At 53.2% G+C, this 25,371-nt stretch carries 9 protein-coding genes, 15 tRNA genes and 3 rRNA genes; all 27 read right to left on the bottom strand.

The genetic code is table 11. From position 1 onward, the window contains the following. Positions 1-198 precede the first annotated feature (198 nt). The gene (locus tag B9T62_RS37200; protein WP_087919840.1) at positions 199-990 is read right to left on the bottom strand and encodes a Cof-type HAD-IIB family hydrolase; all 792 of its coding nucleotides are present in this window, start codon (positions 988-990) and stop codon (positions 199-201) included. 106 nt (positions 991-1,096) lie between these two features. Then, a tRNA-Gly gene (locus B9T62_RS37195) sits at positions 1,097-1,167 on the bottom strand. A 14-nt stretch (positions 1,168-1,181) separates the two neighbouring features. Next, a tRNA-Pro gene (locus B9T62_RS37190) sits at positions 1,182-1,255 on the bottom strand. Positions 1,256-1,281: 26 nt separating this feature from the next. After that, positions 1,282-1,358, bottom strand: a tRNA-Arg gene (locus B9T62_RS37185). 10 nt (positions 1,359-1,368) lie between these two features. Further along, positions 1,369-1,443, bottom strand: a tRNA-Gly gene (locus B9T62_RS37180). 7 nt (positions 1,444-1,450) lie between these two features. Beyond that, positions 1,451-1,534: transfer RNA gene (locus B9T62_RS37175), tRNA-Leu, on the bottom strand. 16 nt (positions 1,535-1,550) lie between these two features. Then, positions 1,551-1,626 (bottom strand) — tRNA-Lys (locus B9T62_RS37170). An 8-nt stretch (positions 1,627-1,634) separates the two neighbouring features. Beyond that, positions 1,635-1,709, bottom strand: a tRNA-Gln gene (locus B9T62_RS37165). 164 nt (positions 1,710-1,873) lie between these two features. After that, positions 1,874-1,951, bottom strand: a tRNA-Asp gene (locus B9T62_RS37160). Positions 1,952-1,956: 5 nt separating this feature from the next. After that, a tRNA-Met gene (locus tag B9T62_RS37155) sits at positions 1,957-2,030 on the bottom strand. A gap of 112 nt (positions 2,031-2,142) precedes the next feature. Next, positions 2,143-2,219 (bottom strand) — tRNA-Met (locus B9T62_RS37150). A 31-nt stretch (positions 2,220-2,250) separates the two neighbouring features. Beyond that, positions 2,251-2,326: transfer RNA gene (locus tag B9T62_RS37145), tRNA-Val, on the bottom strand. 3 nt (positions 2,327-2,329) lie between these two features. Continuing rightward, positions 2,330-2,401, bottom strand: a tRNA-Glu gene (locus B9T62_RS37140). Positions 2,402-2,426: 25 nt separating this feature from the next. Then, positions 2,427-2,519: transfer RNA gene (locus B9T62_RS37135), tRNA-Ser, on the bottom strand. Between the two features lie 5 nt (positions 2,520-2,524). Beyond that, positions 2,525-2,600 (bottom strand) — tRNA-Asn (locus tag B9T62_RS37130). A gap of 3 nt (positions 2,601-2,603) precedes the next feature. Beyond that, positions 2,604-2,680 (bottom strand) — tRNA-Ile (locus tag B9T62_RS37125). Between the two features lie 56 nt (positions 2,681-2,736). Further along, positions 2,737-2,853: ribosomal RNA gene (gene rrf / locus B9T62_RS37120) — 5S ribosomal RNA — on the bottom strand. A gap of 78 nt (positions 2,854-2,931) precedes the next feature. Next, positions 2,932-5,981, bottom strand: a 23S ribosomal RNA gene (locus B9T62_RS37115). Positions 5,982-6,398: 417 nt separating this feature from the next. Next, positions 6,399-7,956 (bottom strand): 16S ribosomal RNA (locus tag B9T62_RS37110). Together the 16S, 23S and 5S rRNA genes with 15 tRNA genes alongside form the textbook arrangement of a ribosomal RNA operon. A gap of 496 nt (positions 7,957-8,452) precedes the next feature. Continuing rightward, positions 8,453-11,206 (bottom strand): alpha-mannosidase, encoded by a 2,754-nt coding sequence (locus tag B9T62_RS37105; RefSeq protein WP_087919839.1) that lies wholly within the window; start codon positions 11,204-11,206, stop codon positions 8,453-8,455. A gap of 509 nt (positions 11,207-11,715) precedes the next feature. Beyond that, a complete protein-coding gene (locus tag B9T62_RS37100; RefSeq protein ID WP_087919838.1) occupies positions 11,716-14,868 on the bottom strand; it encodes a glycoside hydrolase 5 family protein in 3,153 nt (1,050 codons plus the stop codon). Beyond that, complete coding sequence (locus tag B9T62_RS37095; protein ID WP_087919837.1) at positions 14,865-16,184, bottom strand: glycoside hydrolase family 125 protein; 1,320 nt, start codon at positions 16,182-16,184, stop codon at positions 14,865-14,867. Before B9T62_RS37095 ends, B9T62_RS37100 begins: the two co-directional genes overlap by 4 nt. A 22-nt stretch (positions 16,185-16,206) precedes the next feature. Continuing rightward, the gene (locus B9T62_RS37090) at positions 16,207-19,344 is read right to left on the bottom strand and encodes an alpha-mannosidase (RefSeq protein WP_087919836.1); all 3,138 of its coding nucleotides are present in this window, start codon (positions 19,342-19,344) and stop codon (positions 16,207-16,209) included. Continuing rightward, positions 19,331-21,643: a glycoside hydrolase family 3 N-terminal domain-containing protein gene (locus B9T62_RS37085; RefSeq protein WP_087919835.1), complete on the bottom strand. Its 2,313-nt coding sequence runs from the start codon at positions 21,641-21,643 to the stop codon at positions 19,331-19,333. The genes B9T62_RS37090 and B9T62_RS37085 overlap by 14 nt, the downstream gene beginning before the upstream one ends. Positions 21,644-21,674: 31 nt before the next feature. Then, entirely contained in the window at positions 21,675-22,592 is a 918-nt protein-coding gene (locus B9T62_RS37080) for a carbohydrate ABC transporter permease (protein WP_087919834.1), read from the bottom strand. 30 nt (positions 22,593-22,622) lie between these two features. Then, positions 22,623-23,555 (bottom strand): ABC transporter permease, encoded by a 933-nt coding sequence (locus tag B9T62_RS37075; protein WP_087919833.1) that lies wholly within the window; start codon positions 23,553-23,555, stop codon positions 22,623-22,625. Between the two features lie 182 nt (positions 23,556-23,737). After that, positions 23,738-25,246: an ABC transporter substrate-binding protein gene (locus B9T62_RS37070; RefSeq protein ID WP_087919832.1), complete on the bottom strand. Its 1,509-nt coding sequence runs from the start codon at positions 25,244-25,246 to the stop codon at positions 23,738-23,740. Positions 25,247-25,371 lie beyond the last annotated feature (125 nt).

Raw genomic sequence — 25,371 nt, 5'->3', positions numbered from 1 at the left:
CAGAATTTGTAGCCTTTGATCCAATTCCTTCACTATAGCAGCTTACAGCCTTCGTTTCTGTCAATAAATGCACGTATGTGAAGATGATTCCGAATGGCCCCTTTGTCCTGACAAAGACCGTCTCCGCATAAAAAACGAGGGACCAAGGTCCCCCGTGCTCTTATCATCCGCTTATATTCATCCCAAGGTTCCGGATCACTAATCACCTATAAGTCCATAATACTTCAGTGCATATTCGATTCCATCCTGGTCCACACTGCGGGTTACGAAATCAGCCTGTTCCTTCAAACGGTCACTGGCATTACCCATGGCGATTCCCGTTCCAACGGTCTGCAGCATCTCTATATCATTGCCACCATCCCCAAAAGCCATCGCTTCCCCAGGCTCTATATCAAAATGCGCCATAACCCGCTCCACCGCCCGGGCCTTATTGTTTCCAAGCCGCTCAATGTTATAGGCATTCGGGTAATCGCCTCCCCAATGATAGAACTGCAGATCCCCGGAAATCTGGCGGTATTCTTCGATCTGCCCCCGATCCAGAAACAAGCACATCCCCATGTACTCCACCTCGCGTTCAGTGAACATATCCGGAATAGCCTGACAATCAATATTCTTCAGAATCGGCAGAGCGATATCCGCAGCCAGTCCATTGGAGAAGCTCTCTTCGATTCCAAAACAGGACAAATGGTCCCCCCGTAATTGACTGATCCGCCGCAGCTGTTCCAAGTCTTGAGGCAGAATAGGGTCCTTGTACATTTCATGGTCCTGCAATCTTATGTATGCACCGCTAAAATTAATATAATTGCTTACTCCCAGCATATCACCGACCGGCTTGGCTAAATAATAGGATCGTCCTGTTGCCAGAACTACCTGAATCTTCTTCTCCTGCAGCTTCGCAATACTGCGGACCGTCGATTCCGGCACCTGCTCCGTAAGATTATCGACAACCGTTCCATCCAGATCAAAAAACACAATGCGGATACCCACCATTCTTGCAATTACCTCCTCTGTTGATATCCTAATTATACCATCGCTGCTTTAGAAGGAAGAACGCAAAAAAAAAGCAGCCAATTAAGGCTGCTTCTCTCATTCATTAAGCGGGTGATGGGAATCGAACCCACGCTATCAGCTTGGAAGGCTGAAGTTCTACCATTGAACTACACCCGCACAGGTGTGAAATATCGGGATGACACGATTTGAACATGCGACCCCCTGGTCCCAAACCAGGTGCTCTACCAAGCTGAGCTACATCCCGTAATCCTATAATTGCTTCATTAAAAATGGCGCGCCCTGAGAGATTCGAACTCCCGGCCTTTTGATTCGTAGTCAAACGCTCTATCCAGCTGAGCTAAGGGCGCAAAATCTATTTGGAGCGGACGACGGGAATCGAACCCGCGACCCTCGCCTTGGCAAGGCGATGCTCTACCGCTGAGCCACGTCCGCAAAATCATGGTGCGCGTGGAGGGACTTGAACCCCCACGTCATAAACGCTAGATCCTAAGTCTAGTGCGTCTGCCAATTCCGCCACACGCGCACACTTTACAAAAATATGGTGAGCCATGAAGGATTCGAACCTTCGACACCCTGATTAAAAGTCAGGTGCTCTACCAGCTGAGCTAATGGCTCTCATTAAATGGCTGGGGATATAGGATTTGAACCTATGCATGACGGAGTCAAAGTCCGTTGCCTTACCGCTTGGCTAATCCCCAACAGGAAGTAAAACAACTTTTTTAACTTCTCATCCCTGAAGTTATATAAATGGCGGAACCGACGGGATACTCTTCACTACGTGACGAGATTGCGATGTAATGCTAACGAAGCTTATGCTCCAACGAACCCAGCTTATGAGTTCTCATCCCTGAAGTTATATAGATGGCGGAACCGACGGGATTCGAACCCGCGATCTCCTGCGTGACAGGCAGGCATGTTAGGCCAACTACACCACGGTTCCATATATTGCGGGGGCAGGATTTGAACCTGCGGCCTTCGGGTTATGAGCCCGACGAGCTACCGGGCTGCTCCACCCCGCGTCAGTAATAGTATGCCGGATTCCCAGGTATTTAACCCTTCATCCTGCTGCAGTTAGTAAAGGATATACCTTCACTTTACCGTTGTTTCATGTTGTCTTGCTTGATAGTAAATTGGTTGCGGGGGCAGGATTTGAACCTGCGGCCTTCGGGTTATGAGCCCGACGAGCTACCGGGCTGCTCCACCCCGCGTCATTGTAAATACTATCTTATAAAATTATCATGGTGGAGGCTGAGGGGATCGAACCCCCGACCCTCTGCTTGTAAGGCAGATGCTCTCCCAGCTGAGCTAAGCCTCCATATGACCCGTATGGGATTCGAACCCATGTTACCTCCGTGAAAGGGAGGTGTCTTAACCCCTTGACCAACGGGCCTCACTTAAGACAAACAAAATATTCATGGCGGAGAGAAAGGGATTCGAACCCTTGAGACGCTTGTGGCGCCTACACGATTTCCAATCGTGCTCCTTCGACCAAACTCGGACACCTCTCCATAAATGGCTCCCCGAACAGGACTCGAACCTGTGACAACTCGATTAACAGTCGAGTGCTCTACCAACTGAGCTATCAGGGAAAATGGTGGGCCCTAGTGGACTCGAACCACCGACCTCACCCTTATCAGGGGTGCGCTCTAACCAGCTGAGCTAAGGGCCCTTCTATGTATGCATAGATTAAGGGCAAAAAAAATACCACACGTAATGTGGTTGTCCGCTTGGCGACGTCCTACTCTCCCAGGACCCTTCGGTCCAAGTACCATCGGCGCTGGAGGGCTTAACGGTCGTGTTCGGGATGGGTACGCGTGGAACCCCTCCGCTATCGCCACCAAACGGGCATTTACAGCGTAAATGCTTCAGGAAACTTAATTCCTGAAAACTGAATCCGAAACAAATCTGCGTTTTAAGATTGTGGATAAGCCCTCGACCGATTAGTATTGGTCAGCTCCATGCATTGCTGCACTTCCACCTCCAACCTATCTACCTCGTCGTCTTCAAGGGGTCTTACTAATTGGGAAATCTCATCTTGAGGGGGGCTTCACGCTTAGATGCTTTCAGCGCTTATCCCGTCCGTACGTAGCTACCCAGCCATGCTCCTGGCGGAACAACTGGTGCACCAGCGGTACGTCCATCCCGGTCCTCTCGTACTAAGGACAGCTCCTCTCAAATTTCCTGCGCCCACGACAGATAGGGACCGAACTGTCTCACGACGTTCTGAACCCAGCTCGCGTACCGCTTTAATGGGCGAACAGCCCAACCCTTGGGACCTACTTCAGCCCCAGGATGCGATGAGCCGACATCGAGGTGCCAAACCTCCCCGTCGATGTGGACTCTTGGGGGAGATAAGCCTGTTATCCCCAGGGTAGCTTTTATCCGTTGAGCGATGGCCCTTCCATGCGGTACCACCGGATCACTAAGTCCGACTTTCGTCCCTGCTCGACTTGTAGGTCTCGCAGTCAAGCTCCCTTATGCCTTTGCACTCTGCGAATGATTTCCAACCATTCTGAGGGAACCTTGGAACGCCTCCGTTACTCTTTAGGAGGCGACCGCCCCAGTCAAACTGCCCGCCTGACACGGTCCCCGTACCCGATTAGGGCACTAGGTTAGAACCTAGATACGATCAGGGTGGTATCCCAACGGCGCCTCTGCAGAAGCTTGCGCTCCTGCTTCTCTGGCTCCCACCTATCCTGTACAGATCGTACCCAAATTCAATATCAAGCTGCAGTAAAGCTCCATGGGGTCTTTCCGTCTTGTCGCGGGTAACCTGCATCTTCACAGGTATTAAAATTTCACCGGATCTCTCGTTGAGACAGCGCCCAAGTCGTTACGCCATTCGTGCGGGTCAGAATTTACCTGACAAGGAATTTCGCTACCTTAGGACCGTTATAGTTACGGCCGCCGTTTACTGGGGCTTCGGTTCACAGCTTCGGATTGCTCCTAACCGCTCCCCTTAACCTTCCAGCACCGGGCAGGCGTCAGCCCGTATACTTCGCCTTACGGCTTCGCACAGACCTGTGTTTTTGCTAAACAGTCGCTTGGGCCTTTTCACTGCGGCCCCCTCGGGCTATTCACCCTACCGAGGCACCTCTTCTCCCGAAGTTACGAGGTCATTTTGCCGAGTTCCTTAACGAGAGTTCTTCCGCGCGCCTTAGAATTCTCTTCTCGCCTACCTGTGTCGGTTTGCGGTACGGGCACCTTCTCCTGGCTAGAGGCTTTTCTTGGCAGTGTGAGATCATGACCTTCGCTACTAACATTTTCGCTCCCCATCACAGCCCAGCCTTCACGATGTGCGGATTTGCCTACACATCAGCCTCACTGCTTAGACGGACACATCCATCAGTCCGCGTCACTACCCTCCTGCGTCACCCCATCGCTCATAGCGGATTACGGTGGTACAGTAATTTCAAACTGTTGTCCTTCGACTACGCCTTTCGGCCTCGCCTTAGGTCCCGACTTACCCTGAGCGGACGAGCCTTCCTCAGGAAACCTTGGGCTTTCGGCGGATCAGATTCTCACTGATCTTTTCGTTACTCATACCGGCATTCTCACTTGTATACGCTCCAGCACTCCTCACGGTATACCTTCAACGTATATACAACGCTCCCCTACCCCAGGATCGACTTCACTCCAGCTTCGAAATGTGTTTATCCCCTGTAGAACATATAGCCTTCATCCCTTCCAGGATGATTTCAGGCATACATGTCTATTTCTGATAAACACCGCTCAAAGAAGCAGTGAAGTCGATCCTAGCCATAGCTTCGGTGGTGTGTTTAGCCCCGTTACATTTTCGGCGCAGAGTCACTCGACCAGTGAGCTATTACGCACTCTTTCAATGGTGGCTGCTTCTAAGCCAACATCCTGGTTGTCTGTGCAACTCCACATCCTTTCCCACTTAACACACACTTGGGGACCTTAGCTGATGGTCTGGGCTGTTTCCCTTTCGACAATGGATCTTAGCACTCACTGTCTGACTCCCGGCAATAAATATGTGGCATTCGGAGTTTGACTGAGCTTGGTAACCCTTGCGGGCCCCGCACCCAATCAGTGCTCTACCTCCACTATTCTTATACCGAGGCTAGCCCTAAAGCTATTTCGGGGAGAACCAGCTATCTCCGAGTTCGATTGGAATTTCTCCGCTACCCCCACCTCATCCCCGCATTTTTCAACATGCGTGGGTTCGGGCCTCCAGTGCGTGTTACCGCACCTTCACCCTGGACAGGGGTAGATCACACGGTTTCGGGTCTACGCCCCCATACTCAAATCGCCCTATTCAGACTCGCTTTCGCTGCGGCTCCGGCTTCTCACCTTAACCTTGCATGGTAAACGTAACTCGCCGGTTCATTCTACAAAAGGCACGCCATCACCCCTAAAACGGGCTCTGACTTTTTGTAAGCACACGGTTTCAGGTTCTATTTCACTCCCCTTCCGGGGTGCTTTTCACCTTTCCCTCACGGTACTGTTTCACTATCGGTCGCCAGGTAGTATTTAGCCTTAGCAGATGGTCCTGCTGGATTCATACGGGGTTTCACGTGCCCCGCACTACTCGGGATCCGTCTCGGAGAGAATACAGTTTAGGCTACAGGGCTTTTACCTCTATCGCGGGTCTTTCCAGACCTCTTCGCCTACCATATTCCTTTGTAACTCCATGTGAGACGTCCCACAACCCCTAAGAGCAAGCTCTTAGGTTTAGGCTGTTCCGCGTTCGCTCGCCGCTACTGACGGAATCACTATTGTTTTCTCTTCCTCAGGGTACTTAGATGTTTCAGTTCCCCTGGTCTGCCTCTACCTCTCCTATGTATTCAGAGAGGAGTAACTGCGAATTACCACAGCTGGGTTTCCCCATTCGGACACCCCCGGATCAAAGCTTGCTTACAGCTCCCCGAGGCAGTTTCGTTGTTCGCCACGTCCTTCGTCGGCTCCTGGCGCCTAGGCATCCTCCGTGTGCTCTTATTAGCTTAACCAGCGCTACGATGTTTGGCTGATTTGCTCATCTTGTTTTGAATGCCGCTCGCGGATTGCTCCACTCACTAACACATTCAAAGCCAAAGGTCGCTTCATCATCCAAAATCTTCGCTAGCAGCATCTAATGCACGTCCACTTGCTTACGCAAGCTTCAGTTAAAAGATGTTCTAAAACGCAAATTCGTTTCGGTATCCAGTTTTCAAGGATCAAGTTGTTCTTGCTCCGGCTTTAATCCCGGAAGAAGATCATATCATTTTCCGTAACCACTTGGCTACAAGCAAGTTCTGGAAATGATACTTTTTTGAGAGCTTAAACTCTCAAAACTGAGCAACGAGTGAGTGTGTTGAACCCGAAGGTTCTATAGAAGCTTACGCTTCTGTTCGAATGTTTCCGTCTCAGGAAACGATTCTCCATAGAAAGGAGGTGATCCAGCCGCACCTTCCGATACGGCTACCTTGTTACGACTTCACCCCAATTATCTACCCCACCTTCGGCGGCTGGCTCCCTTGCGGGTTACCCCACCGACTTCGGGTGTTGTAAACTCTCGTGGTGTGACGGGCGGTGTGTACAAGACCCGGGAACGTATTCACCGCGGCATGCTGATCCGCGATTACTAGCAATTCCGACTTCATGCAGGCGAGTTGCAGCCTGCAATCCGAACTGAGACCGGCTTTGTTGGGATTCGCTCCACCTCGCGGTTTCGCAGCCCTTTGTACCGGCCATTGTAGTACGTGTGTAGCCCAGGTCATAAGGGGCATGATGATTTGACGTCATCCCCACCTTCCTCCGGTTTGTCACCGGCAGTCTGCTTAGAGTGCCCACCATCACGTGCTGGCAACTAAGCATAAGGGTTGCGCTCGTTGCGGGACTTAACCCAACATCTCACGACACGAGCTGACGACAACCATGCACCACCTGTCTCCTCTGTCCCGAAGGCCGCTGCTATCTCTAGCAGATTCAGAGGGATGTCAAGACCTGGTAAGGTTCTTCGCGTTGCTTCGAATTAAACCACATACTCCACTGCTTGTGCGGGTCCCCGTCAATTCCTTTGAGTTTCAGTCTTGCGACCGTACTCCCCAGGCGGAGTGCTTACTGTGTTAACTTCGGCACCAAGGGTATCGAAACCCCTAACACCTAGCACTCATCGTTTACGGCGTGGACTACCAGGGTATCTAATCCTGTTTGCTCCCCACGCTTTCGCGCCTCAGCGTCAGTTACAGCCCAGAAAGTCGCCTTCGCCACTGGTGTTCCTCCACATATCTACGCATTTCACCGCTACACGTGGAATTCCACTTTCCTCTTCTGTACTCAAGCCACCCAGTTTCCAGTGCGACCTTAGGTTGAGCCCAAGGTTTAAACACCAGACTTAAATAGCCGCCTGCGCGCGCTTTACGCCCAATAATTCCGGACAACGCTTGCCCCCTACGTATTACCGCGGCTGCTGGCACGTAGTTAGCCGGGGCTTTCTTCTCAGGTACCGTCACTCCGATAGCAGTTACTCTACCGGACGTTCTTCCCTGGCAACAGAGCTTTACGATCCGAAAACCTTCATCACTCACGCGGCATTGCTCCGTCAGGCTTTCGCCCATTGCGGAAGATTCCCTACTGCTGCCTCCCGTAGGAGTCTGGGCCGTGTCTCAGTCCCAGTGTGGCCGTTCACCCTCTCAGGTCGGCTACGCATCGTCGCCTTGGTGAGCCGTTACCTCACCAACTAGCTAATGCGCCGCAGGCCCATCCCTTAAGGGCAGATTGCTCCGCCTTTCATCCTCGGTTCAGGAGAACCAAGGAATTATCCGGTATTAGCTACCGTTTCCGGTAGTTATCCCAGGCTAAGGGGCAGGTTGCCTACGTGTTACTCACCCGTCCGCCGCTGAATCCAATCGGAAGCAAGCTTCCGATTGAACTCCGCTCGACTTGCATGTATTAGGCATGCCGCCAGCGTTCGTCCTGAGCCAGGATCAAACTCTCCAAATTGGTTTTATCGGATAGATCCGATAAAGTATTAGAAAGAGCGATATGCTCAATTTGAAACATCTGACGAGAATTTGCATTCTCTACCGACAAACTCCACTTGCGTGAAACTCATCTTCTTTTGGATTTTACTTTCGTAAAATCCCACTCACTCGTTGTTCAGTTTTCAAAGATCAAGTCCTCGTTGTCAGTGATGTTTGCGTCACCAGCAACTCTTATAATATATCATATCCAACCGTGTAATGCAAGCTCTTTTTTTCAAGTTCTTTTCGAGCGAAGCACTTAGCTTTCTTGGCCGGAATAAGAATATACCATGTGCAGATTTGGATTGCAAGCTTTTTCTTGAAAACAGATTTCAACTTGTTTCTACTCAACACTTTCTTCTATATAAGATAAGCAGCACAGGTACCACGGTTCTTAACCAAGGCACCTGTGCTACCTCCTACTAACAACCTGAGTCCATACCTGCTCACATTAGCTTAAGCCCAGAATAATACGGTCATTCCCCCAAGCTTACTCCATACGTAGCAATTTCACACGAACCGAGCAGCAACGAATATCTGCCCTCCCCCGTGTTGTCTAAACCCGGCATAGGCTCTTCAAGAATGGTTGTCTTGTATATCGAAGCATGTGGAAGCTTTAGATTAAGCTGTAGCTCTCCGGGTAATGGCCGCATATTATACCAGCGCAGCATCAGGTCTCCGGTCTTCTCATTTATTTTCATTGAGGAAAATGCAGCTTGCGGACATTCCCACATGAAAGGGCTACGACCTGAACTGAGCGTACCCTCATGAATCCCGGTCTGCTGAACGGTCCAGGGAACCTGGAACTGGTAAGCCTCGGCATAAGCGCCGGAGAGCACCCCATCGCCGTTATGCGGAATCAGCTTCAGTTGAACACTGTGTTCACCTAGACACTGGGCTTCCGGTGTCGGGAACCAACCCCAGTCTCCAAGCTCGCCCACACTACGCAGCAGGGTTACAGCTATCGTATTACGCCCATCGCGCAGCACCTCATACTCATTCAGCCCAAGATTGGCCACAGTAAGGCCGGACACGTCATTGCTAATATCAACAAACGCCTGCTGATGCTGAGTATAGCTGGGATTAAGCCATTCGGGAGGCGGAATATTGTCCCGCTCTGCGATCTCAAACATCGAATCCACATGATGACTGCCGCTCTTTATACCGGTTGGGAACAGCATCCGAATCCGGTGATCCTTGGCCTGATTATCCAGCGTGGACTCGATAGACAGTCCTGGGCCTTCCCTTTCCAGCGTAAGCAGCGTACGCAGCTTCAACAGCACGGTATTCTTACTGCGCTGTGCCTTGCGTTCCGGGTAATAGACCAATGCACGCTGTTCAGCGTCCAGCCGTTCATCTGCTGATGCAGGGATCTCCCACTCATGCTTAATTTCTATAACAGCACGGAATGGAGTATTTTCGAATACAGAAATGCTGGCAGTCTCCCCCATGGTAGTCCGTGCAACCTCACCGTCTGGCTGTCTGTACATATATTCATTGCCGATATCGCCTGTATCTTCGTAGACCCCCAGCCCGTTGTAAGAGATTCCATTGCGCTTATCCAACAGGTCGAAAGACCCGTCATCGGAAATTTCTATTCTAAGCGAATCGTTCTCCAGCACACGGTCTCCCCTTAGTAATGATCCTGGATCAGGAGCTGCGCCGGATGCCTGTACCCAGGCATAAGTACGAAGTCCAAGCGCGGGTATGTTAGACGCTTCAAAAGCCAGCTTTACCTTGCGGCACATATAGGACTGGCGGAACTGGTTATCCGGCAGATCGTAGCCGAACTGAAGCCCCAAATCCTGGGCACTGCAAGCCATGCTGTTTCCGTGTTCATCCACCAGCAGACGCCCGTCCAGAGAAGTCTCCTGCATTCTCCGGGCAGTCTCTTCGAGAGAGAAGCCTTCACGTAAATATAAACGGGCAACCTCCAGCTCAATACTCACCGCACCTGTGCGGCTCCAGCCTGTTGTGTTCGTAACCACAAACGGTATCGCCTCTGTGCCGAATGGAGCAAAAGCCAACGTGTCCACCGCTTCAGCCAGAAATCTGGCGCTGTCCTCGGCAATGCTTTCGGCTACATGGCGGCTTTTGTCAAAGCGGGTGACCATCTCCCGGTGAACCTCATCCACACTGCACCCGCAGATGCTGTCATGCGGATGGTTCTGCATCAAGGTCTTCCAGGCATAGGTAAAGAGGTGATGTGGGTAGCTTCTGCCGGCAAGACTCGCAAGTGCCGCCAAGGGTTCCGCTACCTTCTCAAGCATAGCCTGTCCCCGCTGGTTCATCTGCTTCAAATAGACACGGGCGGAAGCCGTATTCACCAGCGTGCCCCAGCCATCCGTGCGCTGGCTGCGCAGCTCCCCGCTTACAGTTGAGAGCCCCGGCTTCCCGGAAGTTTCGCGTTCCCGCAGGTCTGCTTCCAATGCAGCCAGATAGTCAGGGAAGTTCGAATGAATAAACTCCACATTAGGATACAGCGTCTGTGCCTGGCGGATAGCTTCCGGCAGGTCGAGCTGAATCGGCTGATGATCGCAGCCGTTCATGAACAGCAGTTCGCCGGTCGAAGCATATTTCTCTGCATCAGCCAGCTTGCGGTCCCAGAATTCACGTGCAGCAGTCTCATCTGCCGGAATCTCATTGCCATTGGAGTACCAATTGGCAAATAAGATACCGAGAATGCGCGAGCCGTCCGGACCTTCCCAGATCAATTCGGAGAACGATGACTCGTACCCGCCGTCGGATACCGTATTGTTGAACCCTGTCGGTTTAACCCCTCTTCCGAAGAAAGCATTGGTTATTCCGGACTGCATCATCAGCTGTGGAGTCTGCCCGGCCAGTCCGAAGGTATCGGGAAAATAGCCGATCGGAGCAGGCTCCCCATATCTGAGCGCATCCTGACGGCCGATCTGCATATTGCGCACATTGGCTTCGCTGCTCGTGAGGAAGGCATCCTGCAGAATATACCACGGACCGATCAGGATTCTCCCGGTGCGGATATAATGCTCCAGCTTATCCCTCCGCTCCGGGCGCACCTTAAGATAATCCTCCAATATAATAGTCTGGCCATCTAGATAGAAGCTGCGATAAGCCGTATCGCTGTCCAATTTATCCAGCAGAACATCCACCAGTTCAACAAGCCGGACATGATGTTTCTCATAAGGCAGATACCATTCACGGTCCCAGTGGGTGTGGGAAACAATATGTGCTTTTTTCAACCTAGTCATGAACCCAATCTCTCCCCTGTTATTAAGTTCATCTGTTACTTCTTAAGGCCGAATGCCCTCTAATATACGTTTCAACTACTAAAGAGTAATCTTTAGGTGGCTATGGGGACAAACTACCGCTAATCCCCGGCTAATGTTACGTTGCTATCGTATATGGGGTTACCGCTAAATCGTCCGTGGAGGCTATTGTAGAGCAGATGGTGCGTGATTAGCGGTAAAAGCCCTCTTCGCTCGGAACCCTCGCTTCGATTTCAGACGGTTGCGGACTCAGGAGCCTCTATTTGCTGTACATAGGCCGTTTTGCAGGATTAACGGACCCAGGAGCCTCTATATCACAGAAAACCCTCGCTTTTGAGCCTGTTTTGACGACTTAGGGGCTATACGGTCCGTAAGACTTCAAAAGATCGCTGATAGGAGGAAATAGGGGCTATACGGTCCGCTAGAATGCAGGTTACCTAGTTCAAGGGCTTGGAGTGTCGCAGGGTCCTAAGTAGTAACCGTATTTGCAACTAAATCAATGAGACGGCAACCTCTTCCGGCCTGTACACGGACAACAGTTGCCCTTCCTGGTCTACCGCAAATAATACGGAACGCTCCTGCTCCAGCTGGAAGCTGTAATGCTGTCCTGTAGCTGTATCCCTCACTTCAATATCCGCATCCCAGGCATACTCCGAGACAAAAATATAAACCGCTCCCTCCGCAAAGCTCAGCTTGCGGCCATAGACTCCGGGTAGATCCGCTCCGGCAACCCATTCCAGCTCCGTTTCCACCCCGGCGGCTGCTGCCGCATAACGGTACAGCTCGGCAATCGGCTCATCATGTTCGTTCAGCTCCAGGGGCAGCGGGCACCAGATTAAGCGGCCTTTTCCTACAGCAGCCTCGATAATGGAGTCACCCTGAACAGGCTGCGCCGTAGCATCCCCCGGGATCTCCGGAATAGGCACTTCTTTGATCAGCTCAGCAATACGCCGTTGTCCGTACGATACAACATAACTTCTTCCGCCGAAATTAAGCCGCTCTTCCCGCCGCACATTGTGCTGCCCACGCTTACCCAGTAGAACATCCAGACGGCTGGAAGGCTGCCAATAGGCGTTGATGCCCAGCGAACCGGTGACGAGCAATACTGTACCTGTCTGCTCCACAAGGCTAAACAACGTCTCCATCGCCTGATCATCCAGGTTATGGGCACTCGGTAAAATAATCAGCTTCGGCGGCTGCGCCTTCAATACCTCAAGTCCGTATTCGGAAACAGCCCGCAGTGGCAGGTGAAGCTGATAGGATAGCACACGCGTCAGGCGGGTGGTTGCCTCATAAGCCAGCTTCCGGTTCGAGAAGTCATTGGAATACGGGAAAATGACGGCGATATCCTCCAGCTTGCGTCCGGCAAATAAATGTCCGCTTTCGGCAATAAAGCGCCCGAAGTCATAGGAGACATCCGCTTCAGGCTTCTCGGTGCCGTCTGCCCGCAGCGCTCCAATCTGCGACTCGTTCGCATTATCCATGTAATAATTCGTGTTCCAGATCCACTGCACTGCACCGGCTCCGCCCGAGGCGAAAGCATAAGCATACTTGCGTTCGAGCATGGCACGCAGCTCTTCCTCGCTGCGTTTGGCCCGTCCGTCCGGCGTTTCCACGTACATGATTCCCGTCTCCTGAATGAGATTGGGCTTGCTGGCTGTTTTGGCGAACAAGCCGCTCCACAGCAGATTGTCATTCAACCACCAGGTGTGCACCGTGGTGTAATCGACCGCCTGCTCATAGAAGAAGGGCGAAGGGCGCTGGGCACCAAGTGCCTCATCCTGTCCTACCGTAACGAGATGCCCAGGACACAGCTCTTTAATCGTGCCGGATAACTCGGCAGCCCATCGGTTGTGCATCTCCATGGAGAACAGGCAGTAATCCAGCCAACGGGTCCCGCGTTTGCCCTGATGCACATCCTGCACGCTGAAATTGATCTCCTGCTGCTCCGGCGGCAATGCCGCCGCGAAGTCCGGCAGCTCCAGCGGTGTCATGTTCCAGCGTTCCTGAAGAACAGCGATGGAACCATGACGCACCTCCAGCCAGGCCGCAAAAGCCTGCTGCTCGTACAGGTCTTGTGCCGTGCTTGGCCCGTCCGAGAAGATACGCGGAGGATCAAACAGCGAAGGCTCGTTGATCAGATCCCAATCGACATGGGTCGTGTGGCAATGGCGGGAGACAATCGAGCGGATGAACCGTTTCTGCGCCTCCACACTGCGCGGATCAAGATAAGGATTCTTCCCTTCCCACGTCTCCGGAGTAAAGGAGAAGAAGGTGAAGGTGACCTGCAGCCCATGCCGTTTGGCGGTCAGGAGGAAGGCGTCAATCGCCCGCATCACCTCTTCAGAGGCATGCCCATCCACCTGCATCACATTGCGGTAAGCGGTCCAGATTCCGGTCCGAATCCAGTTGATGCCTGCCCGCTTCATCTGTGCCATATCCCGGTCCCACACAGCGGCATTCGGCAGAAACAGAAATTTGCGTGCCACATCCGAAGTCATATAGGTCATGCCAACGACCGGAAAAGGCTGGCCGTCTTTCAGGAAATAGTCCCTGCCAGCGGTAATTGGCGTCCCTTGCGACAGCAAGGTGGCATCATGGCTCCAGAAGCCCTGACGCAGCACCCGCTGTTCTCCATCCTCATCCACCGCAGTGCAGGCCAGCCGGTACAAGCCGGGGTGCAGCTCTGCCGTAACGGGAATCCGCAGAATGTTCATTTCACGGCCGACCTGTGCCTGGCACTCCTGGCTGAAGCAGTCTGCCGTCTCTCCTTCCTTGCGCAGGGTCAGACTAAGGCTCCAGCAAGCAGACTTATCGCCAGGCAAGGATCGGCTTAGACGCTGGGTCTGGAGGCTGAGTACCGGACGTTCCCCCTGTTCATAACAGGCATAGTTAGGCTTCAGCCACAGCTCCGTTACCCCTTTGGCTGCAAAAGCAGCCCAGCCGCTCAATACCGGCCAGCCGCCGTTATTCCAGAATTCTTCTCCCAAAGGTTGGCCGACAAAAATCCACCGCCCTCCGGCGAAAGGTCCGCCGTAATGCTCCCAGAGCACAACAGGAGCAGACACCTCGCGCCCTGCCGCCGAGATGCCCTTCAGCAGCGGATAAATCCGCGTATCCATCGGACCGCTGGAGCCCATCTGCTCCGGCAGGTCACTGCTTTTGGTCACATGGGGGACCAGATTCCACGTGTCCGTTACCTGCAGCAGCCGCTCTTGGCCTTGAAGCAGCGGAATATCCTCTAGGGCGGTGAGGGTCTGCACCCGTCTTCCATCCACTCGCAGCGCCTCATGAATATGAAGCTGGCGGTGATAGGCGGTCTGCTCGGGTTCAATCCTCCAGGTGCCGGACTCCTGCCGCACCGGATATTTGAAGGGAGCTCCGCCGATGCTCAGCAATCCTCCGCCTCTGCGCAGATAGGCCATGATGGAAGGCCAGGCCGCCTTCGGAAAGTAAGGAGCATGTAGATTGATAAACACACCGCCAGGCTCCCCGGCGTCCAGCGCCTCCGCCAATTGGGCGGCGTTTACAGCTTCTGGGAATCTGCTTAAGCTGGCGGCCGCCAGAACATCGGCGCTCTCCTCTATCGGCTGAAATCCCGGAAACGAAACGTCATGGAACAGGATCATGCGGCGGCGGCTCATAGAATCCCTTCCTTCATCGCCCGGTAGACCAGCTGCGAGAACAGGCTGTTCGACCAGGCGAACCAGCTGCGGGTATAGACATTGGGATCGTCGGCATGGAAGCCTTCATGCATAAACCCGGTTCCGCCATCCGTATTCTCCAGCAATTGAATCAGCTCCAGCTTCTCTTCCACGCTCTGCGCCGTGATGCCCTGCATGGACAAGGCCATATGCCAGATATAATGCTGGGGGGTATGCGGACTGCCAATGCCTGAAGCAACCTTTCCTTCATAATAGAAAGGATTCTCCTTGCTGAGTGCAAACCTTCTCGTATTCTGGTAAATCGGATCGTCCGCAGTGGTATAACCCAGATAGGGAATCGATATCAACCCGGGTGTTCCGGCATCATCCATCAGGCAGTAGTTGCCGTATCCATCCGTCTCATAGGCATAGATTGGCCCGAATTCAGGATGGCGGTAAATACCGTACAGCTTAATGCCATGATCCACCTCGAACTCCAGCTCCTTCAGCTCGGCAAGGAAATCCAGATCGCGGAAGACCCACTCGGCAAACTCCTGCATCTGGCGCAAGGCTACAACCGCAAACATATTGCCGGGAATGTTGTAGTGGAAATCACAGGCGTCATCACTGGAGCGGAAGCCAGACCAGATCATGCCGGTATAATTCACAGGCATGCCTAGCCCGCTGTTGCGGAGGGAATCCTCCGGAATTCCGTTGCTGCGGGTGAACCGGTAAGGAGACTGCTCCCAGTGGCGCTGCTCTGTTCTGAACAGATCCGTAATCCGCCGCAGCGCAGCCTTAAACCCGGCATCGAAGAAGTCGGTAAGTCCAGTCTCTTTCCAGTAGGTGTAGGCAAGTCTAATCACGAAACACAAGGAATCAATCTCAAACTTCCGCTCCCACACCCAGGAAGACATGTCGGTAACATCGGTTGTATTCCAGTGCCAGTCATTGGCCGATTCATTAAACGCATTGGCGTAAGGATCGATGAGAATGTACTGAATATGGCGTTTGATCAGCCCGCCGATGATACGCTGCAGCTCAGGATCTTTGGCGGCAAGCGGCACATAATGAATCACCTGCTCCACCGAATCGCGCAGCCAGGATGCCGGAATGTCGCCGGTAATGACAAAGGTAGTCCCGTCATCCAGCAATTTCGTGGTGGTTTCGAGCGTGTTCGGAAAGCAGTTCCTGAACAGCTGCAGCAGCTTGGGACGATGAGCCAGCTTCTCCTCAGCTTCGGCAAGCACCTCCTGAACGGCTTGCGGAAGCTCAAGCTTAGGCATCGTTATTTTGGGCAGTCTGAATTGTTCCAAGGTATACTCTCCTTTATTGGGGTTATCGGATGCAGATTGTCTTAATCTCAAAAGGTGCGAACTGAAGCTCAAAGGCTCCCTCCTGATGCTGCACCTGCTCTATCTCCTCTTCCAGTGCATTTGCAAGGAAGATTTCGTTAACTGACTGATTCCACTGCAGTCTCACCGTCTCGCGCCCTCCTGATGATTCATATAGCCGCAGAATGCTGCCGCGGCCGTCCTCGGAAGGCTTCACCGTATCCAGCACCACATGCTGTCCCGTGAATCCGGCAAACGTTCCGGTCGAGGGCAGCCTTGCAGCCTTCCCTTCAGCTGCTGCTATTGCCGGCTCATGATTCAATTCAGCAGCTGCACGCAGGGTGTGAGCCTCCCGCCAATCCCCCTGATGCGGATAGAGTGAATAGGTGAAATCATGCTCTCCAAGATCCGCCGTGGCATCCGGCCATTTCGGAGCGCGCAGCAGGGACAGGCGAATGGTGCTGCCCTGAACGTCGTAGCCATATTTGCAATCGTTCAGCAGGCTGACTCCGTAGCCATGCTCGGAGACATCCGCGAAACGGTGGCCGCACACTTCGTATTGCGCCTGCTCCCAGCTCGTATTTCGGTGTGTGGGTCGCTCCAGTGCGCCAAAGGGGATTTCATAAGTGGCTTTGTCTGTCACAACATCTATCGGGAATCCGACCTTAAGCAGCTTATGCGACTCCTTCCAGCTGACATGTGTTCTGAAGTCGATCCGCCGGTCCTGATGATAAAGAATCAGATCCTGGGTAATCTCTGAATGGTTAAGCTTCCAACGGAACCGCAGCACATCCCTGACAGCTCCGGAAGAAACCACCCTCTTCTCTGCCAATTCAGCTTCACCTGCAGGCTGAGCTTCATACCGGCTGTCAATATCCCAGGCATCCCATAGGGTCGGGCGGTCATGGAAGAAGTGGAAGCGGTTGGCGGTCTGCCCAGGCTTCACAATGTCGCGGCCTGCCAATTTGTCATATAAGCGGGCAATCTCTCCCTGGGAGTTAAACTGGATGCGGTAATATTCGGTTTCCCAGCAGTCCAGCAGTGTTTCTGCATGCACAGGGGAAACTTCAACCCCAGGCGCTGCCTCGGTACCCTCAGCTTGGCTTCTCAACCATATCGTGCGGTAGCCACAGGCCGGAACCTGCGGCACCCGCACGATGATGCTTGCGCCTTCCGGCGCTTCGGCTACCCATTCGCAATCCAGCAGATGATTATGCTCATCATAGACATAGGCAGACAGCGGTTCTCCGTTCGGAGCTTGCGCAGCGGCCGGCAACTCAACCACGGCATCCCGGGCCCAGCCCAGACTGTTGAAGACAACATAGGCCCGCCCGGCTCCAGCGGTATCTATCCGCCCCGCCAAGTCTGCTAATACTGGTTCCAGCACAGCTGTTCCGCGAGCAAAGATATCCTTGTATTCCTTCTCCGAAGTCTCGTAAGCCTCCGTAATAGCTGAACCCGGTATAATATCATGGAACTGGTTCAGCAGAATCAGCTTCCAGCCTGCATGCAGCTGCTCTGCATAGGCCTTGCGCTCTTCCGGGCCCAGCTCCGGCGCAGCCAAAGCCTGCCACAGCTCCGCTTCCCGGTACAGAATTTCCGCCTTGCGGTTATTCCTTTTGTTGCGGCTGTGCGTGGTGTAGGTTCCGCGGTGCAGCTCCAGGTACAAGTCGCCGCGCCACTGCGGGAGCTGCGGCTGCTCCCGCCGGATGCCCTCGAAGAAGGCTGCGGCATTGCTGTACACGCTGGCCGGCTGACCCACCATTAGCTCGGCCCGCTGAATGTATTCCAGCATCTCGCGGGTCACGCCTCCGCCGCCGTCACCATGCCCGTACAGAAGCATCTGCTCATTATGCTGCTCTTTCTCGCGGAAAGACTGCCAATGCTCATGCACATCCAGCGGCAAGGTATTCTCATTGACCCCATGATTCAGGTAGGACAACATCGCCGTTCCGTCAATACCAACCCAGTGGAACAGATTGTAAGGAAAGACGTTGGTATCATTCCAGCCCAGCTTGGTTGTCATGAAATACTCAATCCCGCCATGCTTCAATATCTGTGGAAGCGATGCGCAATAGCCGAAGGTATCAGGCAGCCATTCAATCGCCGAGGTCCGTCCGAATTCCTCCAGATAGAAGCGCTGGCCGTAGAGCATCTGGCGCATCAGCGATTCGCCGCTTGGAATGTTCAGATCGGGTTCGATCCACATTCCACCGACCAGCTCCCAGCGCCCTTCCTTGATTCTGGCCTTCACCTGCTCATAGAGAACCGGATCATTGTCTTTCAGATATTGAAACAGCAGCGGCTGGCTCTGGGCATATTGATAATCGGGGTACTCCTCCATCAGAGCATTGACGGTTGAGAAGGTGCGGCTGGTCTTCCGCACTGTCTCGCGGGCCGGCCAGAGCCAGGCGATATCGATATGCGACTGGCCAATCATATGAATCAGGCCTTCAGCATTGCCGCCTATTTCCTTGATCCTATTCCGCAATTGTTGTTCCAGCGAAGCAATCCTGTCTCCCTGACGGATATCCGCTGCATTTATATTCAGGAATCCATCCATGCACTGATACAACGCCTCCAGCATCCGGGCGCGGCGCATATCCTGCTCAGGCAGCAGAATCGCCGCGTCCCGGATCACAGTAGCCGTATACATCAGACTCTGCACCGGCAGGTTCACCCGCACAAGCCGGCTGCGGATGGCACGAATCGGCGGCTGAATCACGGCCTGCTGGTTCAAGGGGTCCACCGGTTCGGGGATCGGATCAAATAATTCAATCTCCAGCTCCAGCGGACTTCCGTCCGGGTTCGCCTCCAGCGTGACGAACGTATGATTCCGGTCCAGTCCCTGCCGGGACTGACCGTTAACCCGCAGCAGCCCCTCCCCGCCAGACTCGAAGATCAGCCCGGCTCGACCAGACTTCCATTCAGGCGGAATCTCCAGGACACAACGAAAGAAATAGGTTGTGCCTTGGATGCTGGGGAATAAATCGAAGTTATCTCCCTGGGTATAAGGCTGCAGCTGCTCATATTGTCCCGGCACGGTATAGGTGGACGAGAGAATCTCCCATTCACGCAGCTCCCGAACTTCCAGCCATTGCTGCTCCGACAGCTCACGGATCAATCGTTTAATGCGTTCCATGTCGTTCCCCTCTCACAGTGAGATCGGCGTCCAGCGTGTCATTCACCTGGCGGCCTACCCGTATTTTGAAGGCACCCGGCTCGACCACAGGCTGATAATCCGCTCCGATATACTGCAGCTGCTGTGGTCCTACAGTAAATTCCAGCGTCTGCTGTTCTCCGGGAGCGAGCCGGATTTTGCTGAAGCCCTTGAGTTCTCTCTCCGGTCTGGTTATGGTGCTGGCGATGTCGGAGACATAGAGCTGTACCACTTCCGCCCCTTCACGCTGGCCTGTGTTCTTCACATTAACGGTAACGGTCGCGATCTCGCCAGCAGATATCTCCGCCGGCTCCACCTTAAGCTCCTCATAGCTGAAGCTCGTATAGCTAAGCCCGAAGCCAAACGGATAACGGGGCTGTGAATTCTCTTCCAGATACCGTTTCCCCCGCGACCGCTTGCCGTTGTAATACACCGGCAGCTGGCCGACATGCTTCGGAAGCGAGAGGGTCAGCTTGCCCGAAGGGTTCACATCACCGAAGAGAATGTCGGCAACGGCATGCCCTCCCTCCTGACCCGGATACCAGGCTTCCAGAATCGCATGGGCATGCTCATCAATCCATGGCTCCGTCACCGGACGGCCATTGATATAGACTACAATTACTGGCTTGCCCAGCTTGTATATTTCCTGAATCAATTCCAGCTGCACACCCGACAGCGCAAGCGAGAGCCGGTCGATGCCTTCGCCGCAATCCATGTCGTTCCAGCTATGCTCCGTTACCTTGGAGGCACCTGTCTTCAGATCAATGCTGCCTTCCCCGAAATCGCGGGCACTGGAGCCGCCAACGACCATAATGACCGTATCCGCCTGCGCTGCGCAGGCTAAGGCGGCGGCGAAGCCTTCCCGGGATTCGCCTCTGATCCGGCAGCCGGGCGCATAGAGCACGCGCTCCGGTGCTGCCCCCAGTCTGCTGCGCAGTCCTTCCAGCACCGTGACCACCTGGGAAGGCGGCTGCGGCGAGGTGTAATCGCCCAGCTGGTTATAGCCTGCATCCGCATTGGGGCCAATCACGGCCAGCGTGCCCGTGCTTGCGGATAACGGCAGGATGCCGCCTTCATTCTTGAGCAGAACAATACTCTCTGCCGCCGCTTCCCTGGCCAACTGTCTATGTGCTTCACTGCCGATTACACGCTCGGCGGCCTGCGGGTCGGCATACGGATTCTCAAACAGTCCCAGCCTGAATTTCAGAGCCAGCACCCGCGACGCAGCGCGGTCCACAAGTGCTTCCGTAAGCAGGTTCTGCCGGACAGCCTCCACAATGTATCGGCCGTACATCTCACCCGACATCTCCATATCGATCCCAGCCGTGAGCGATTGCACAGTGGCAGCCATCCCGTCTTCGGCCACCCCATGGCCAGCGGTCAGCATCTCAATCGCGCCGCAGTCCGTAATAATCATGCCATCGAATCCCCAGGCTTGGCGGAGCAAATCCTCCAGTAGCTCCATATTCGTGGTGCAGGGAACACCGTCGATCTCGTTGTAGGCAGGCATAATGGAGACAGCTCCTGCTTCCACGGCTCTTTTGAATGGCAGCAGATCCACTTCCAGCAGTTCCCGCCGGCCCATATGGACCGGCCCGGCATTCCGGCCGCCTTCCGAGCTGCCGTAGCCGACAAAATGCTTCAGTGTAGCGCCGACACTTCCACCACTCTTCAAGTCTTCTCCCTGCAAGCCTTCCACGGCTGCCACGGCGAACTCGCTGATCAGGAAAGCATCCTCTCCGAAACACTCCTCTGTACGCCCCCAGCGGGGATCGCGCACCACATCAAGTACCGGCGAATAGGTGACTGCGCCTCCCTGGCTTCGTGTCTCCAGCGCAACCGCCCGGCAGACCCGGCGGTACATGTCCAGATTCCATGAGCTGCCCAGCGACAGCGGCACCGGAAAGACCGTAGCGCCGATAGCCATATGGCCATGCGAGCATTCTTCGCCAATCAGGACCGGAATCCCCAGCCGGGAATGCTCCAGCACATAACGCTGGATGATATTGACGGCCTCCGCTCCCTCCCGGGGGGACAGGCCGTTCGCAAGGGTTACTCCTGTCCACGGGTCAGCGCGCAGCATGCCGTAGAGTGAGCCTACCCCTGCTTCTTTCACCTGCTGTTTGAAAGACTCTGCAAGTGTGATTTCTCCGTCTTTATGGTTATAGGCCTGCCAGCCGAAGGGTTGAACCAGCTGGGCTGCCTTCTCTTCCAGGGTCATGAGTCCGAGCAGCTGCTCAACCCGTTCCTCTACAGGCATATGCGGATCTGTATAGCTCATGGTCTTCACTCGCTCCTCTGCAATGATGATCTTATTCTTTGACCGCACCTATCGTCAGACCCTGGATGAAATAACGCTGGAAGAACGGATAGGCAAAAATAATCGGTCCAGTCGCCAGTACAACCATCGCCATCCGCGAGGTATCCTGCGGCATGGAGCGGAAGGCCTCCAGACTGAGCGAGCTGTTCTGCGAATTCTGCATAATGAACTGCATACTGGTCTCGATCCGCATCAGCATCGATTGCAGCGGCACCAGATTCGGATCATCAATATAGAGCAGCGCATTAAACCAGTCATTCCAATAACCGAGTGTGCTGAACAAGGCAATCGTAGCCAGCCCCGGCAGGGACAATGGCAGCACCAGCTTCAGAAAAATGCGGAATTCTCCGGCCCCGTCGATTTTGCCGGATTCCACAATAGCATCCGGTACGCTGGTAATGTAGAAGGTGCGCAGGATCATGATATAGAATGCGTTCACCGCCAGTGGCATAATCAAGGCCCAGACGGTATCCTTCAGTCCCAGAAACTGCGTAACAATAATATAGGTCGGGACAAGCCCGCCATTAAACAACATGGTGAAAAAGGCAAAAAAAGCGAAAAAGTTACGGTAGCGGAAGCTTTTGCGTGAAATGGCATAGGCATAAAGCGAGATAAACAGCAGGCTGATTATCGTACCCAGGACTGTTACAAAAATAGTCACCCCGTAGGAACGCAGCAGCATATCCCCGGATTCGAACACGTAGCGGTAAGCACCCAGGCTCCATTTGGCCGGAATCAGGCTGTAGCCGTCGCGCGCCAGCGTCCCTTCATCGGTTAAGGAGATAATAACAACGAACAGGAACGGAAATACACACAGAAAGGCAAAGATACCGGCAATGAGATTAAAGATGACATTCCAAGGCTTGGATAGCTGATGGAAATCGCGTTTTTTGCGGACAACCGACGACATATGGCCCACTCCCTTCAGTAGATTCGTATACTAGAACAGCGCACTGTCCCTGTTGTATCTGCGCACAATATAATTCGAAGTGATGACTAGCACGAACCCGACTACGGACTGATACAGACCTGCCGCTGTGGTCATGCCAATCTCTCCCGTTGTTTTGAGCCCCTGATAGACATAGGTATCGATAACGTTCGTAACCCCGTACAGGGTTCCCGAGTTCCGCGGTACCTGATAGAACAGGCCAAAGTCGGCGTAGAAAATCTTCCCGATCGCCAGCAGTGTCATAATCGTAATAATCGGGTTCAGCAGCGGCAGCGTAATGTTACGGATCTGCTGGAACTTGCTGGCTCCGTCGATCATCGCCGCTTCATACAGCGATTTGTCGATACCCATAATGGCGGCCAGATACACCACGCTGTTGTAGCCGACGGCCTTCCACAAATACACAAAGATCAGAATAAAAGGCCAATATTTCTTCTCGGAGTACCACTGCACCGATTCGGCCCCGAAATAGTCCAGCACCTGGTTCAGCATACCGCGCTCGGAGCTGAGGAAGCTGAAGGCGAAATAGCCGACAACGACCCAGGACAAGAAATAAGGCAGAAACATACCGGTCTGGTACAACTTGGCCAGCTTCTTGTTGACAATCTCGGATAAGACAATCGCCATTACGACGGAAAGGATCAGTCCCAGCACGATAAAAGCCGCGTTATACAGCAACGTATTGCGTGTAATGACATAGGCGTCGTTCGTAGTGAACAGAAATTTAAAGTTGTCTAAGCCTACCCACTTGCTATTGACAATACTGGCCCAGAACCCGTCGCGGCTGAAGCGGTATTCCTTGAAGGCAATAACCGTGCCGAACATAGGCAGGTAAGAGAAGAAGAGAAACCAAAGTGTCCCAGGCAGCACCATTAGCAGCATGATCTTGTCTGTGAATATATTCTTAAGAAATCCGCGGGCCATTCTCACATCGTATCCCTCCTGAATTACAAGTGGAAACGGCTGCGACGTCCTCAAAGGGACGGTATCCGTTTCAGCGAGAAATATAAGGATAATGTATAGCGTAAAGCATATACATTCTTATATTTTAAAGAAGACCGGGCAAGAGCCTTGCACCCGCCCGGGTCTTCAGTCAATGAATCTGTTTATTTGTTGTTGGCCGCTCTCCAGGCATCGATCTGCGACTGGGCTTCGGCAATAATCTTATCCAGTCCGGCCGCCTTGAATTTCTCATTGGCTTTGGGCAGGTATTCATTCGGATCAACGGTCCCCGTCATCAGCGGCGCCCAGAATTCTTCCTTCACATTCTGTACGGCGGCAATTTCAGTGGTTACCTTCGAAGTATCAAAGTTGAAGCCCAGCAGCGGAGCATTCACACCCGCTTCATTGAATTTCTTGAACTCATCCCACTTGTTCTCAGGATCACCCTCATTCAGATAGTTGATCATGATATTACCAAGTGAGAAGGTAGGCATGTCATAGTTCTTCGCATCCGGCAGATTCTTCATCATGTTCTCGCCGGTCTTCTCGTAATGCACCCCTTCAATCCCGGAATCAACCATATTGCGCAGGACCGGATCGGTGTTCAGCAGGTTAAGGAATTCCATCGCTTTCTCCGGATATTCGGAGTTGGCCGAGATCGCTTGCATGGACCCCATCACCGACCAGTTGTAAATATACGGCTCGCCTGCCGGTGTGGATACTACCGGATAGCCATAACTTGCCGACCACAGATTATCGGCGAGCGGCTGGGTGGCGGCACGGTCCATAAACCATTTACCGGATTTGTACAGGTCATCCACCGAGGTGGTAGTGGCTACTTCAGAGGAAACATAACCGGCTTGATAATACTTGCGGGCGGTCTCCAGATTCGTCTTCAGCTCCGGAGTTTCCAGGATGTTGACAATCTTGTAATCCGTGGTATCCATATACACAGCCATAGGCATCTTCTCAATGATGTAGTCAAAAGGCATGACCGGCATGTAATCCTTCACCATCGCATAAGGTGTGATTTCCGGTTCGTTCTCCTTGATCGTTTTCAGCAGCGGCTCAATGCTCTCCATCGATTTCACATTGCTGATGTCAAGATTGTATTTGTCGAGCAGCTCTTTGTTGAAGCGCCATACTTCCTGCGCCGGCAGCTCTTTGTTGGCAGGCACGGCATAATTGTGCCCGTCTACCTTCGAGCCTTCCAGGAAGGCCGGATCAATAGTGTCCACAATTCCCTTACCTTGCTCCTGCAGCAGCTGGTCCAGCTCCATGAACGCGCCTTTACGGGCATTCTGTACATAATCGAAGGCCCACGAGCAGGTGAACAGAATATCCATAGGCTCACCGGAAGCTACTTTAACCTGCATTTTCTGGGTATAGTCGCCAAAATCAATCATGTTAACCTTCAGCGTGACGTTAATTTTCTCTTTGGTGTATTTATTGATTTCCTCAACAACTCTGTCCAGATCCTTCTGAGGGCCGCCAATGGTGTACCAGATCAATTCGACCGGCTTCTCTGACTTGACTTCAGACGCCGTATTCGTGTTCGTCTTCTCGCCGTTCGCCGTGCTTGCATTGTTGTTCCCGCCACAAGCGCTAAGCGCAAGCGAGAAGACCATGAGTGATGTCAGCAACAGGGAAAACCTTCTCTTGTTCTTGCTCATTCCTGTATAACCTCCCTTTGATTACTCCTTGAAGCACCCGGATCAGGGCCGCCTCTATTGTTCAAGGACTATCTTAACTTTAAGTTATGAAAGCATTTTCATACAGAAGCTAAACTAAATAAATA

It is taken from the genome of Paenibacillus donghaensis, from assembly GCF_002192415.1.
GTDB lineage: Bacteria > Bacillota > Bacilli > Paenibacillales > Paenibacillaceae > Paenibacillus_AQ > Paenibacillus_AQ donghaensis.
Note: the sequence above shows the minus strand (reverse complement) of the source record. Positions and strands in the feature narration are given on the sequence as shown.

What these genes read in the sequence shown, in the direction of transcription:
- B9T62_RS37070 (WP_087919832.1), bottom strand. Translation starts at nt 25,246, where the DNA reads ATGAGCAAGAACAAGAGAAGGTTTTCCCTGTTGCTGACATCACTCATG.
- B9T62_RS37085 (WP_087919835.1), bottom strand. Translation starts at nt 21,643, where the DNA reads ATGAGCTATACAGATCCGCATATGCCTGTAGAGGAACGGGTTGAGCAG.
- B9T62_RS37090 (WP_087919836.1), bottom strand. Translation starts at nt 19,344, where the DNA reads ATGGAACGCATTAAACGATTGATCCGTGAGCTGTCGGAGCAGCAATGG.
- B9T62_RS37200 (WP_087919840.1), bottom strand. Translation starts at nt 990, where the DNA reads ATGGTGGGTATCCGCATTGTGTTTTTTGATCTGGATGGAACGGTTGTC.
- B9T62_RS37080 (WP_087919834.1), bottom strand. Translation starts at nt 22,592, where the DNA reads ATGTCGTCGGTTGTCCGCAAAAAACGCGATTTCCATCAGCTATCCAAG.
- B9T62_RS37100 (WP_087919838.1), bottom strand. Translation starts at nt 14,868, where the DNA reads ATGAGCCGCCGCCGCATGATCCTGTTCCATGACGTTTCGTTTCCGGGA.
- B9T62_RS37075 (WP_087919833.1), bottom strand. Translation starts at nt 23,555, where the DNA reads ATGGCCCGCGGATTTCTTAAGAATATATTCACAGACAAGATCATGCTG.
- B9T62_RS37105 (WP_087919839.1), bottom strand. Translation starts at nt 11,206, where the DNA reads ATGACTAGGTTGAAAAAAGCACATATTGTTTCCCACACCCACTGGGAC.